The organism is Natronomonas sp. (genome assembly GCF_047616845.1).
Taxonomy (GTDB): Archaea; Halobacteriota; Halobacteria; order Halobacteriales; family Haloarculaceae; genus Natronomonas.
The window spans coordinates 18,572-31,075 of the sequence record NZ_JBLGBY010000023.1; the positions used below are offsets into that span (position 1 = coordinate 18,572).

Annotated in this window: 9 protein-coding genes; 8 read left to right on the forward strand and 1 reads right to left on the reverse strand. The window is 60.7% G+C overall.

Going from position 1 to position 12,504, the window contains the following annotated elements; translation table 11 throughout:
• The first annotated feature begins 531 nt into the window (after positions 1-531).
• Genes ACI8UR_RS06460 through pstA form a run of 3 tightly spaced genes read left to right on the forward strand, consistent with a single transcriptional unit; the run spans position 532 to position 4,121 of the window.
• A complete protein-coding gene (locus ACI8UR_RS06460) occupies positions 532-1,506 on the forward strand; it encodes a PstS family phosphate ABC transporter substrate-binding protein (protein WP_411715981.1) in 975 nt (324 codons plus the stop codon).
• A gap of 57 nt (positions 1,507-1,563) precedes the next feature.
• A complete protein-coding gene (gene pstC / locus ACI8UR_RS06465) occupies positions 1,564-2,502 on the forward strand; it encodes a phosphate ABC transporter permease subunit PstC (protein ID WP_411715980.1) in 939 nt (312 codons plus the stop codon).
• Complete coding sequence (pstA, locus tag ACI8UR_RS06470) at positions 2,502-4,121, forward strand: phosphate ABC transporter permease PstA (protein ID WP_415087687.1); 1,620 nt, start codon at positions 2,502-2,504, stop codon at positions 4,119-4,121. Before pstC ends, pstA begins: the two co-directional genes overlap by 1 nt.
• Positions 4,122-4,269: 148 nt before the next feature.
• On the opposite strand, the gene ACI8UR_RS06475 is transcribed toward pstA, so the two are convergent.
• Complete coding sequence (locus ACI8UR_RS06475; protein ID WP_411715732.1) at positions 4,270-4,887, reverse strand: class I SAM-dependent methyltransferase; 618 nt, start codon at positions 4,885-4,887, stop codon at positions 4,270-4,272.
• Positions 4,888-5,267: 380 nt separating this feature from the next.
• On the opposite strand from ACI8UR_RS06475, the gene ACI8UR_RS06480 reads away from it, so the two are divergent.
• From ACI8UR_RS06480 to ACI8UR_RS06500, 5 genes are read left to right on the forward strand one after another with little or no spacing between them, the layout of a single operon-like run.
• A complete protein-coding gene (locus ACI8UR_RS06480) occupies positions 5,268-7,109 on the forward strand; it encodes a type II/IV secretion system ATPase subunit (RefSeq protein WP_411715733.1) in 1,842 nt (613 codons plus the stop codon).
• Entirely contained in the window at positions 7,106-9,133 is a 2,028-nt protein-coding gene (locus tag ACI8UR_RS06485; protein ID WP_411715734.1) for a type II secretion system F family protein, read from the forward strand. Before ACI8UR_RS06480 ends, ACI8UR_RS06485 begins: the two co-directional genes overlap by 4 nt.
• A gap of 2 nt (positions 9,134-9,135) precedes the next feature.
• Positions 9,136-10,743, forward strand: a complete 1,608-nt coding sequence (locus ACI8UR_RS06490) for a hypothetical protein (RefSeq protein WP_411715735.1) — start codon at positions 9,136-9,138, stop codon at positions 10,741-10,743.
• A gap of 48 nt (positions 10,744-10,791) precedes the next feature.
• Positions 10,792-11,415 (forward strand): response regulator, encoded by a 624-nt coding sequence (locus ACI8UR_RS06495; RefSeq protein WP_411715736.1) that lies wholly within the window; start codon positions 10,792-10,794, stop codon positions 11,413-11,415.
• The gene (locus ACI8UR_RS06500; protein ID WP_411715737.1) at positions 11,405-11,998 is read left to right on the forward strand and encodes a hypothetical protein; all 594 of its coding nucleotides are present in this window, start codon (positions 11,405-11,407) and stop codon (positions 11,996-11,998) included. The genes ACI8UR_RS06495 and ACI8UR_RS06500 overlap by 11 nt, the downstream gene beginning before the upstream one ends.
• The last annotated feature ends 506 nt before the right edge of the window (positions 11,999-12,504 follow it).

Genomic DNA, 12,504 nt, shown 5'->3' on the forward strand with positions numbered 1-12,504 from the left:
GCGCCGTCTCGGCAACTGGAGACGCTACGTCTCCCGCCCGGCACGAGGGTTAGCCGACTGACCGGAGCACACCGCTTGGAGTGATGTCGGAAGTTAGTGTTCCGGGCGTACATTCTCCCCCGAGCAGCGACCGCTCCGTACCTCGAGAAACCTGAACCGACATATGTCCGGACGACGAGATACCGGTATATACGACGTCGCCATCGTCGGCTGTGGAGTCATCGGGACGCGCTTTGCGGAGGCCGCCACCGACCACCCGGAGGCGTCCGTTCGGGCCGCCTGCGACGTGTCGCCTCGAAAGCGCAGGCGTTCGGCGAGGAGTTCGACTGTCCGGCGTTCACGGATTTCAGCGCGTGGTTGATGCGATCTTCGCCTCCGAGGGGACGACACAGCAGCTCTCGTAGCCACAGCGCTTGGTGGCTGCGTATCTATATAGGGAAACATACCCAATCCACGAAGTGGGTAGATATCTGGTAATATATACAGTAAACATAGCACTCTCTTTATATGCCCCTCGGATACGTATCGGTGATGGCAGAGAACGCATCCGATGTCGTCTCGCGTCGCAGCGTCCTCGCAGCAGCCGGCTCCGCCGCCGGGTTCGCACTGGCCGGTTGTACGAGTGACAACGGAGGGAGTGGCTCGGACGGGCTGTCGGGGAACATCCGCATCTCCGGAAGTAGTACCGTGTATCCTATCGCCCAGGAGATGAGTCGGCAGTTCCAGCAGGATCACTCGGACGTCAGTTTCAATCTCACCCGCGACGGCAGTTCCGGTGGGTTCCGGAACGTCTTCATCCCGGGTGACAGCGACATCAACAACTCGAGTCGGCCGATTGCGGATGAGGAAGTCGAAAAGAGCGAGAACAACGGCTTCACGCCCGTCGAGTTCTTCATCGCACAGGACGCACTCACCATCGTCGTCAACAACGACAACGATTGGGTCGACTCCATGTCCGTCGAGACGCTTCGGGAGATCTGGTCGCCGGAGTCACCGCCAGAACTCTGGTCGGACGTCAACGACGAGTGGCCCGACGAACCGTTCGACCTCTACGGGCCTGCGACCACTTCCGGCACGTTCGACTACTTCACCGAGACCGTCGTCGGTGAGGAAGGCAAGATTCGGAGCGACTTCGAGGGCACCGAGCAGGACGACCAGATCGCACAGGGGGTGCAAGGCAACGAGTACGCGATGGGCTACCTGCCGTTCGCGTACTACACGAACAACCCCGAAGAGGTCAAAGCACTCAGCATCAGCAGCGACGGCGGCGACCCCGTCGAACCGAGCCTCGAAGGCGCCCAGAGCGGCGACTATCCGCTCGCACGGCCGCTGTTCTTCTACGCCAACAGCAACAAGCTCGAATCGAAAAATCACCTCCAGGAGTTCGTCCGCTTCTACGTCGAATCCGCCGCCGAGGACTTCGTCGCGGAGGATATCGGCTACGTCCCCAGCAGTCAGGACATGGTCGATGAGAACCTCAGCACCCTCGAGGAGTACACCGGCTGAATCGGCGGTCGAATCCACGGTGTATATGAATCTGTAATGGATGATAGGGAGTAACGGATGAGTAGGAACTCAGAGACGGATCAGGTCGACCTCTCGCGTGACCGATTCGTCGTCAACAAGGAACGACTGTACGGTCGCCTCATCGCGGCGTGTGCGCTGCTTACGATTTTGGTAACAGTCGGTATCATCCTCACGCTGTCCGGCCGAACCATCCTCTTTTTCAGCGAAGTATCGGTCACGTCCTTCTTCACCGGCACTAACTGGAGCCCTATCATCGACAGCACGTATGGCGTTCTACCGCTCGTCAGCGGCACGCTTATCGTGACCATCTGTTCGGCGGCTATCGCACTCCCGATCGGTCTGGCCGCAGCCGTGTATCTGAGCGAATACGCAAGCGTCAGAACGCGCTCGGTTCTCAAGCCAGCCCTCGAGATTCTCGCCGGCGTCCCGACCGTCATCTACGGCTACATGGCGCTCGTCTACATCACCCCCGCGCTTCAGGGATTCGTTCCAGGTCTGCGAACATTCAACGCCCTCGCAGCCAGCATCGTCGTCGGCATCATGATCATCCCGATGGTCTCCTCCATCAGTGAAGACGCCCTGAACTCGGTGCCCGACAGCATCAGACAGGCGGGCTATGGCCTCGGATCGACGAAGTTCGACGTGTCGACGAAAATCGTCGTCCCGTCGGCGACGTCCGGCATCGTCGCCTCCTACGTGCTCGCGATTTCGCGGGCCATCGGCGAGACGATGGCCGTGACGATGGCGATGGGCATGAGCCCGCAGATGCCGTATTTCCCGAACGTGCTGCAGAACCTCACCGAATCCGGCCAGACCATCACGGCCGCGATGGTGCAGATCGCACAGGCCGAATCGCTCGGTGGCGTCACCTACGAGGCCATGTTCGCACTCGGGATGACGCTTTTCGTCATCACACTCCTGATGAACATCCTCGCCGAGTTCGTTCGACAGCGGTTCCGGGAGGTGTATGAATAATGGCGGCCCCGAGCAGCTTCGACGAGATCAAAGAGACAACAGGACTCCAGTTCGAGCGCCTGAAAGGACGGCTCTTCGAGATACTGCTCATCTGTTCGACACTCGTCGGTATCCTCTCGTTGCTCGTCCTGTTCGTCTACATCACCGTCGACGCCCTCGGGCTGTTGGCGGCATCGCCGACGTGGTATCTGATCTACTTCGCCACGCTCGTCGCGCCGACGGCCGCATTCACACTGTACGCCCGCCGGAATCCGGCTGCCGGAACAGCGAACGCGAAATCGTTCGCGGCCGTCTTCGGCGGACTGGTCATCGGCCTCGTCGTGTACGCTCTCTTCGACGCGTTGAATCCCTACGACGTGCTCATCTACTTCGTCTTCGGTGCAGTACCACCGCTCGCAGTGGCCGTCTACGGTCGTCGGTTCGGCAACGAAACGCGAACAGGCCCGGCGATTCCGGTGTCCATCCTCGCTGGCATCGCTGTCGCCGCCGTGGCTTACGGCCCGCTTCGACCAATCGTCGGCATCGCGGCGCGGTGGATCGCGTTCCTCATCCTCGTCACGCTGCCCGTGGCGGCTCTTGGTGGCGTGCTGGCGACGCGGCGCTGGTCACTCCAGAGGGGCCTACTCGTGGCCGGTCTCGTACTCGGCGGCGCGCTCGCAACGGTCGGGGGCTCCCTCGGTGCGGGCATCGACCCATCGTTGGGAGTCGTCATGTTCTCGCTGCTCGTCGTCCCGACCGGGTACGTCATCGGTGAGACGGTCGCAACCGAATCTCGGGGGCGAATCGGGCTCCTCGGCCCGTTCGTCATCATCGGTGGAACGCTTCTCGGGGCCTTCATCGAACGACAGCTCGGTGTGTCCGGGCTCGAAGGCTACCTCTCCCCGACGCTGCTTTTGAACTCGTGGGACGGCCTGACGGCGAGCAACGCCGGCGTGTACCCCCAGATTGTCGGGTCGATAATCATCGTCGGCTTCATGTCCCTCATGACGTTCCCCATCGGCGTCGGCGCCGCCGTCTATCTGGAGGAGTACGCGCCCGAAACCGGGCTTCGGGGGCGACTCGCGACGCTGCTCGAGGTCAACATCTCGAATCTCGCCGGCGTCCCGTCGGTCGTCTACGGACTCCTTGGCCTCGCGCTGTTCCGGAACGCCCTCGGATTCGGCCCCGGCCTCGTCGTCGCCGCGGCCGGCACGCTCGGCCTCCTCATTCTCCCTATCGTCGTCGTCTCCGCTCAGGAGGCGCTGCGTTCGGTGCCAGAATCGCTCCGGCAGGCGTCCTACGGCATGGGTGCGAGCCGCTGGCAGACGCTGCGGGAGGTGGTCTTTCCGGAGGCGGTGCCGGGCATCCTCACCGGCACGATTCTCGCGCTCGGGCGAGCCATCGGTGAGACGGCCCCGCTCGTCATCATCGGCGTCGCAACGACGACGTACTCGCCGCCGGACGGCGTGTTCGCCGGCGCAACGGCACTGCCACTACAGATTTTCGCGGCAGCGGGCAATGCGAAGCCGGAGTACCGGACTGGCGTTGTTGCGGCCGCTGCAATCGTGCTTCTGGGACTGATGTTGACGATGAATGCCATCGCCATCGTCGTCCGGAACCGCTACGAGCGCGGTACCTGAACGACACTCGTTCTTTCAATCGCTCGTCGACCGATTCTTGCTAACGCGCTCGACGATGCCCGTGAGGTGGGCCTGTCCGAACACGGCGACGGCAATCGCACCCAGTGAAGGAAACGGCTCGCCGGTTCTGTCGCTCCGAGCCAGTGGCTCAAACCGTCCGGAACACGCGAACCGTATCGCGCTTGCCGGGTTCCCGGAGGAGCTGAGCGAGGCCGAGCGCGGAGAAAACCTCGTTCCAGTCGCGGTGATACAGCGGGAACTCGTCGTGGACGTAGCTGACCGACGAATCCGGCCGGCCACGCTCCGGGCTGTTCCCCTCGTTTTCCGCTGTGATGAGCAGGTCGTCCGTGACGCGAACGAGCTCTTCGAACACCCATTCGTTCTCCGGGTGGACGTGCTGGAGCGTTTCGACCGAGAAGATGACGTCGAACTGCCCGTCGTCCATCTCCGGAACGAGCTCTTCGATAGCGCCGGTGTGGAAGGTGCCCGTCCGTGCGAGGGGAGGGAAATACTCGGCCATGACCTCGAACGATTCTTCGTTGATGTCGATACCAGTGAGGTTCTCGTAGCCCTCGGCACGAAGACGTTCGAGATGCCGTCCGGAACTGCAGCCGATTTCGAGAACCGCAGCGTCCTGGGGGACGTAGTGGTCGAACACCTCGGCGAGGGTGTCGCTCACCTCGTTGGGGCCGATTTCGGCGTAGTACGCCGGTGAGAACTCCCCGGAGCGTTCGGCCCACCCCTGGCGGTTTTCATCCGGATTCATGTGCGGTGGTATGTGGTCTGAGGCTAAAGATGCCGCGGCATCTCCCGAGACGAACGCGAGTCGGCCGAGCCGCCCTGTTTCGTGCCAGCTCAGAAACGGGAATAAATTCTGAACCAGTTTCATTTCCGGATTCAGCCGTCAATGATATTAACGTGCACGCGTAGGGTCAACCAGTAGTAATGTCCTCGTCCAGTAGAGCCAACGCGAGTGTGCTTTGCTCCCGTGTGGGACGTTCACGTGGGCCGGTAGCGCGAGCGCGTCGTGAACGGTGATTCTATGCTAATGTTTACAACTAACACCGCTAAATATAGTGTCGGACAAAATGTGGAGGCGTATCGGAGGGGTAGTCGGAGGACTCCGCAGTGCCCGAGAGACAACTCATGAGTAGCGACAGTGAACCGGCCGAGGAGGCCGACGAATTCGAGTGGACGAGCCCGGATTCCACCGAGGAATCGGAAGAACAGGTCGAACGGGAGGAGCCGGAGGAACCGGAGCCGACCGATGGCGAGACATCGGTCACGCCGGCCGCCCAGCAAAGAGACGACGACCGGACGCTCGTCTCGGATCACCCGATTAAGGGTGAGATTCTCCGAGAGGTACACGAGCATTTCGAGACCACGGACATCGACGAGTCCTTCGCAGCCCGCCCTGATCTGGATTTCATCAAGTCGAAGTTCTTCGATTTCTCGTATCTCGACAACCACGAGGAAATCGATCGGCTCTGGGTAAACAAACCGTATGCGTACGTTTCGATTCTGCAGCGTGATGGGGAGGACAAGCTCCGCTATCACGTCCACGAGCCACATCTGACGGAGTTCGAAGAGTACGTCCGCGAAGACCTCGTGAAGATACTCCGGAACAGCCTGATGTATCAGGACCTGGAGGCCGACGACGACCGCGAAGCCATCTTCGAGACGAAGGCCAAGGAGATCATCTCCGACCACGCGGCCGCCACCATCGAGGACGGGTCGCTGCTGAAACTCAAATACTACCTCCTCCGTGATTTCGTCCACCTGGGTCCGATCGACCCGATCATGCGTGACCCGAACATCGAGGACGTCTCGTGTGACGGTGTCGGCATCCCGGTGTACGTCTATCATTTCGCCCACCGTGACATGCCGAGCAACATCAGCTTCGAGAAACAGAAGCTCTCCTCGTTCGCGCTTCGGTTGGCACAGCGGGCGGGCGAGCAGGTGTCCGTTTCGGAGCCGTTGATGGACGGGACGCTCCCGGACGGGTCGCGTGTGCAGTTGACGTTCGGCTCCGACGTGGCGACACGGGGATCGAACTTCACCATCCGAAAGTTCGCGAACGTCCCCTTCACTCCCGTCGACCTCGTCGAACGCGGGACGTTCAACGTCGAGCAGATGGCGTACTTCTGGCTGGCCATCGCGAACAACCGCTCGCTCATCTTCGCCGGCGGAACCGGATCCGGGAAGACCACGTCGATGAACGCTGTCTCGATGTTCATCCCCGAGGACGCGAAGGTCGTCTCCATCGAGGACACCCGTGAAATCACGCTGCCACACGACAACTGGATTCAGAGCCTCACCCGTGAGTCGATCACCTCGGAGGGCCGTGGCGAGGTTTCGATGTACGAACTCCTCCAGGCCGCGCTCCGGCAGCGCCCCGAGTACTTGCTCGTGGGTGAGATTCGAACCGAACAGAACGTCGCGTTCACGTTCTTCCAGGCTATTGGAACCGGCCACACGGCCTACACGACGATTCACGCCGAGAGCATCGAGGGCGTGTTGAACCGCCTCGAGAACAAGCCGCTCAACGTTCCGGGGCAGATGGTGCTTGAACTCGACATTATCTCCGTGCAGAAACAGACGTTCATGGATGGCGACCGCGTGCGCCGGAACGACGGGGTTACGGAGATTCTGCCCGGTGAGGACGCGAGTGACTCGATTCGCGCCATCGATATCTTCGACCGCGACGCCGAAGCCGACACCCACCAGCGGGTGAACAACTCACAGGTGCTGCAGGATATCGCGGACGACCGTGGGTGGAGCGGGCGCGAACTCGCCGACGAACTCCGCAAACGGCGGGAGTTCCTCCAGTATCTCGTCGACAACGAGATCAACGCCTATCACGAGGTCACGACCGCGATCCACATGTTCGGGAACAACCAGGAAGAACTGATGAAACGGGTCAACGAAGGGACACTCCAGCCCGGAGATCTTGAGCCCGAAGGCGAACTCGAGTTCGAGTACGAATGAGCCAGGGAAACATCGACGACGCGACGCCGATTCCGGATTACGAGCTCGATCAGTATTTCCCTGAACGGCACGACCTCTCGGAGGCCGACGAGGAACGGCTCCGCGACCAGCATGGCTACATCAGGACGTACTTCCTGATGAATCCAGACCGGTTCCGGTCGCTCCAGCGGTGGCTGAACCAGGCCCGGATGGGGTACACCTACGACATCTACCTCACTCGCGTCATCGGCTACACGTTCATCTCCGCCGCTATCGGGCTGTTTTTGGGGGCACTACTGACCGTCCAACTGTTCGCTTTCGGCGGATGGGAAGCACTCGGTGTCACCAACACGCTCGTCGCCGTTGGTGCGAGCGTACTCGTCGTTCTGCTGTCGCTCGCGGTGTTCGCCGGTGGGGCCTTCGCGACCGGCTACTACTACCCCAGGGTACGGACGAACACCAGAGAGCGGAGTATCAACATCTTACTTCCCCACTCTATCGTGTACATGTACGCGTTGAGCCACGGCGGCATGAACACGTTCGAGGTCATCAAAGAACTCGCCACCGCGGATGAAGTGTATGGTGAGGTCTCGAACGAGTTCGACATGGTCGTCCGTGACGTGGAGCTGTTCGGCAACGACCTCTTCACCGCGCTGCGTGACGCACGGAACCTGACGCCCTCGGAGAACTTAGAGCAGTTCCTCGACGACATGATCTCCGTGCTGGACTCCGGGAGTGACTTCGCGACCTTCCTCGAAGACGAAGCGGAGACGTACATGGACGAGGCCCGGGACGAACAGGACAGTTTCCTCGGGACGCTGTCGATACTCTCCGAAATTTTCGTCGTCGCGTTCGTCGCGGCACCGCTTTTCCTCATCGTCACGCTGCTCGTCATCAGCCTGCTCGGTGGGGAAGCCCTCCTCCAGACGTACTTCCTCGTTTACGTGGGCCTGCCGGTCGGCATGCTCGGCTTCCTCGCGGCTGTCGACATCCTCTCGAAGCCGTACGCGGAGCATACCGACGAACTCGAGGTCGAAAACGATGAGGTCGACCGCGAGTGGGGCTCCAGAGTGACCAACCACCCGAAATACGAAAGCTACGAAGAACGGAAGAAACAGGACGCGCGGCGCGAAATCCTGCAGAACCCGATCGACCACATCCGGCAGCGAAACCCACTGCTTTCGCTTCTGGTTTCGGTGCCCGCGGGCCTCCTGTTCGTGGGCTTTATGCTGGTCAGCGGTGCCGTTCCAGTCTCGGCCGAGGGCCTGCTCGAGGCGCCGATTCGGGCGACTATCGGCCTCTTCGTCATTCCGTTCCTCATCATGACGGTGCCGCTGACCCTGTTTTACGAGGGCCAGCGCCGCCGCGAGAAGCGAATCTCCCAGCGCTTCCCTGACACGCTGAACATCCTCTCCAGTGCGAATCAGATGGGAATCCGGCTGGTCGATGCGCTGAACCTCGTCTCCCGGTGGTCGGAGGGCGTGCTCTCCGATGAGCTTCGGAAGGTGCGAAACGACATCCGATGGAACCACGACATCGAGCGCGCGTTACTCCAGTTCGCGAACCGCCTGCGCGTGCCGCAGGTCACCCGGACGATGAAGCTCATCGCGAAGGGGAACCACTCCTCCAGTGACCTCGCGAACATCATCTCCATCGCAGCCGAGGACACCCGGAACCGCTACCAGATCGAGCGCAAACGCCGCAGCGAGATGGGCGCGTACACGGCCATCGTCATCATCGGCTTCCTCGTCTACCTCGCCGTCATCGTCATGCTCGATACGAGCTACCTGACGCCAATCGGCGAGCTGACGACGGAGGCGGCCGCAAGCACCGCCGAACAATCCGGGAGTAGCGCCGCCGGCCTGCTCAACGTCGGCACGGTGCCGGTTCAGATCTACCGGACGGTGTTCTTCCACTCGGCGCTCATCCAGGGTATCGGCAGTGGCCTCCTCGCCGGCAAACTCGCGGAGAACAACGCACTTGCGGGGCTGAAATACAGCATCGCTCTCGTGACGATCACACTCGTCGTGTTCACCCTTATCTAACAATGAGACTCATTCCAGACAACAGAGGTGTATCGGAGGTCGTCGGCGCAATTCTTGTGTTCGGCATCCTGATTGCGCTGCTTTCGATTCTGCAGACGCAGGCGATTCCGGCAGCCAACCAACAGATCGAGTTCAACCACAACCAGGAAGCACAGGGTGACCTCGTGAAGTTCCACCAGACGGCCTCGGAGGTCTCGAACACGGGCCAGGGTGAGTCGGTGCGCATCCAGACCGGTACTGGCTACCCGTCTCGGCTGTTGTTCTACAGTCCGTCGGCAGCGACCGGTAGATTGGCGACGACGGACAACAGAACCGTTCGGATAGAGAACGCGACCGCGACCGAACCCGAGGTGCGGCAGTATATGTCCGGGCGCACGCTGCGACTCAACAGCCGCAACTTCGAGTATTCGGTGAGCTACAACTATCTCGATAACGCGCCCACGACGCGCTACGAATACGGCATCCTCTACAACAATTTCAGTGACGCCACTATCATCAAGAATCCGGGGTCGGTCGTCGACGACACGGACATCAATCTGATTTTCATGTCCGGAAATTACTCCGATGCGTCCGCGTCGGTACAGTCACTTGACGTCCGCCCGAATAGCGCGCCAGCGCGGCCAGTCACGATTGAGGGGTCGGACAACGGCAACGATAACATCACCCTGGAGCTGCCGACACAGATGCCCCTCTCGACGTGGGAGGAGTTGGTCAGTAGCCAGGATACGGTTCTCAACGTGAGCAAGCCGGCGAACGATACCGTTCGCATCGCTCTCAACGGCAGCGAGCGGTACACACTTCGGATGTCACGGCTCAGTCTCGAACCCGGCGTTGAGAAACCCGATGCTCACTATATCGTTCCTGCCGATGATGGGACTACCTCTGTCGGTGTCGGCCAGACGACGAACGTCAAATACGAGGTTCGAGACGAGTACAACAATCCGGTGAGCGGGACTGACGTAGATATCACGTACCCGAACGGCACGACCGTTAGGAAAACGACGGACGGAGAAGGACGAGTTGTTACTCCGCTCACGCCCACTGACGGAGGATCGGAGTCAGTCAACGCGTCGATAGATACGAGTGGTTGCAACGGTGCAGGCGCGCCGGCACGCTGTCAAGCCACCTACACTGTTCAGGTCTCTGATTTGAGCATCAACCCCGGATCCGGTGTCCGGTTCGTCAATGCGTCGGTCGTTACGGGTTCAATCCTCCTTCCTCCCCTTCTCAGCACGAGTACCGACGGGATGGAAGTCAACTTTAAAACCACGTCACCCGGATCGACTCGTGACATCGCACGGATGCGGATGAACTTCTATGGTGGTCAACAGGATCAACCCGCCAACACCAGCCTCTACAACCCGGGTCAAACCACCAGCAATGAACCACCCGCTGTCGGCCCGATAGAAATCGGTGGTAAATTCTACGACAGAACCGATTCCCAGTGGCGCCAGGATCCGGCCACTATCGATGATGACGGGACGAAATATCGGTTCTACTTCACCACTAGCGATGGTAGCAGTCGGACTGTCGAAGATGGCGACTTCTTCGTCCTGACGGTTGTCTTTGATGGCGGCGAGCGGGCTATCTATTTCGTATCTCCTGACTGAGGACGCCGGAATACCTATCACCCTCACCTTCTAACGCAAACTCAGATAATGGACGAGGGAGACGACCGGCCGACGGTGCTCGTCGTCGAGGACGAGCGGGCGCTCATCGAACTGTACGTTCGGTGGCTGGAGGGCGAGTACGATATCCGAACAGCCCAGGGTGGTGAGGAGGCACTGGAACAGGTCGATGAGGAGGTCGACGTGGTGTTACTTGACCGTCTGATGCCGGGGATGAGCGGGGACGAGGTGCTCGCGGAACTGCAGGGGCGCAGCCCCGACTGCAAAGTCGCCATGGTGACGGCAGTCGAACCGGATTTCGACGTCATCGAGATGGGGTTCGACAACTATCTCACGAAGCCCGTCGAGCGGGAGGAACTCTTAGAGACCGTCCAGCGGCTGCTCGCGCGGACGGAGTTCGCCGACCTCGAACAGGAACTGTACGCGCTGGCGGCGAAGCAGGCGGCGCTTCGCTCCTCGAAGCCGGCGGAAGAACTCGAGGAAAGCGAGGAGTTTGCCGAACTCGAAGCCCGCATCTCGGAGCTCCGGTCGGAGCTTGATGCCGCGCTGCCGGGGATGGAAAGCGGTGAGTTCGTCGCGATGGTTCGGGATATCGAAGCCGACGATGATACCGATACGGGTGGACAGGAGGGGGATGAGCAAGATGAGCTATGAGGTCGACGGGGTTGGAAGCCCGGCGACGTTCGAGCCCGGGACGAGCCTCTTGATGACGGGGACGTCGATGCTCACCCAACAGCGGTTGCTCGATGCGGTCGCTCCGAATGACGATGAACGAGCGATCGTCATCACGACAAATCTCGACGCCGGAAGGGTCGTCGAGGAACTCGAAGAGCGGGGTGCCGACCGCGAGCAGATCGGCGTTATCGACTGTACGGGCCAGAAGACCGCCGTCGAGGAAACACCGGTGCGGCAGTTGAGTTCGCCGGGCGATTTGACGGGCATCAGCCTGGAGTTCGCGAAGCTGTTAGACCAGAGCGACGAGGAGGAGTCCGGGCCGGTGCGGGTCGGCTTCGCGTCGGTGTCGACGGCGCTGATGTACGCCGAGCTGCAGACAATGTTTCGCTTTCTGCACGTTTTCACCGCGCGCATCAGGTCGGGCGATATGTTCGGTGTGTTCGCGATGGATCCCGCGATGCACGAGGAGAAAGCGCACAACACTATCCGTGCCGTGTTCGACTGCGAGGCGAAGGTGGCCGACGAGAACGTCGAACTCCGCGGAACGGGCTTCGAGCAGTAACTCCGAGTCCGTTGACACCCGTTTCGGTTCCGCCGGAGCCGAAACGACGGGCCAGAACGGGGCTGCGGATAGGAGTACCGGCGGCGTGGCACCGCCGGCAGTCCACCCGTCGCTGAACGGGTCGCAGTCGGGGATTCCAACCCCGACCGCGACGGTGGACTGCAAACACTCAACGAGCGCGGGACGCACGTCCCGCGCGGGGAAGATGTCACCGTGGCGTGATACAGCAGCCACGGTGAATCACTCCAGAATACAGCGCGCGTATCGGTCACGGCATGGAGCGTTACAGAGATACCGTATGTCAGCCACAGACGAATCGAACGTAGGGACAGTATGAAACGTGGCACAGAACAGCAAGCCGCCAGATACCTATCAACTATCATACGTTACAGATAAATAGGAGGCCGTAATCACTTGGAACCGCATGTCACGAATACTACGGGCATCCGGGTACGTCGCACTGACTATCCAGATGCTGTGGGGGATTGGACAAGTGTACCTCCTCT

Excerpts from the sequence above, each read along its gene's own strand:
- ACI8UR_RS06500 (WP_411715737.1), top strand. The coding sequence starts at position 11,405 with ATGAGCTATGAGGTCGACGGGGTTGGAAGCCCGGCGACGTTCGAGCCC.
- ACI8UR_RS06460 (WP_411715981.1), top strand. The coding sequence starts at position 532 with ATGGCAGAGAACGCATCCGATGTCGTCTCGCGTCGCAGCGTCCTCGCA.
- ACI8UR_RS06475 (WP_411715732.1), bottom strand. The coding sequence starts at position 4,887 with ATGAATCCGGATGAAAACCGCCAGGGGTGGGCCGAACGCTCCGGGGAG.
- pstA (WP_415087687.1), top strand. The coding sequence starts at position 2,502 with ATGGCGGCCCCGAGCAGCTTCGACGAGATCAAAGAGACAACAGGACTC.
- ACI8UR_RS06485 (WP_411715734.1), top strand. The coding sequence starts at position 7,106 with ATGAGCCAGGGAAACATCGACGACGCGACGCCGATTCCGGATTACGAG.
- ACI8UR_RS06495 (WP_411715736.1), top strand. The coding sequence starts at position 10,792 with ATGGACGAGGGAGACGACCGGCCGACGGTGCTCGTCGTCGAGGACGAG.
- ACI8UR_RS06480 (WP_411715733.1), top strand. The coding sequence starts at position 5,268 with ATGAGTAGCGACAGTGAACCGGCCGAGGAGGCCGACGAATTCGAGTGG.
- pstC (WP_411715980.1), top strand. The coding sequence starts at position 1,564 with ATGAGTAGGAACTCAGAGACGGATCAGGTCGACCTCTCGCGTGACCGA.
- ACI8UR_RS06490 (WP_411715735.1), top strand. The coding sequence starts at position 9,136 with ATGAGACTCATTCCAGACAACAGAGGTGTATCGGAGGTCGTCGGCGCA.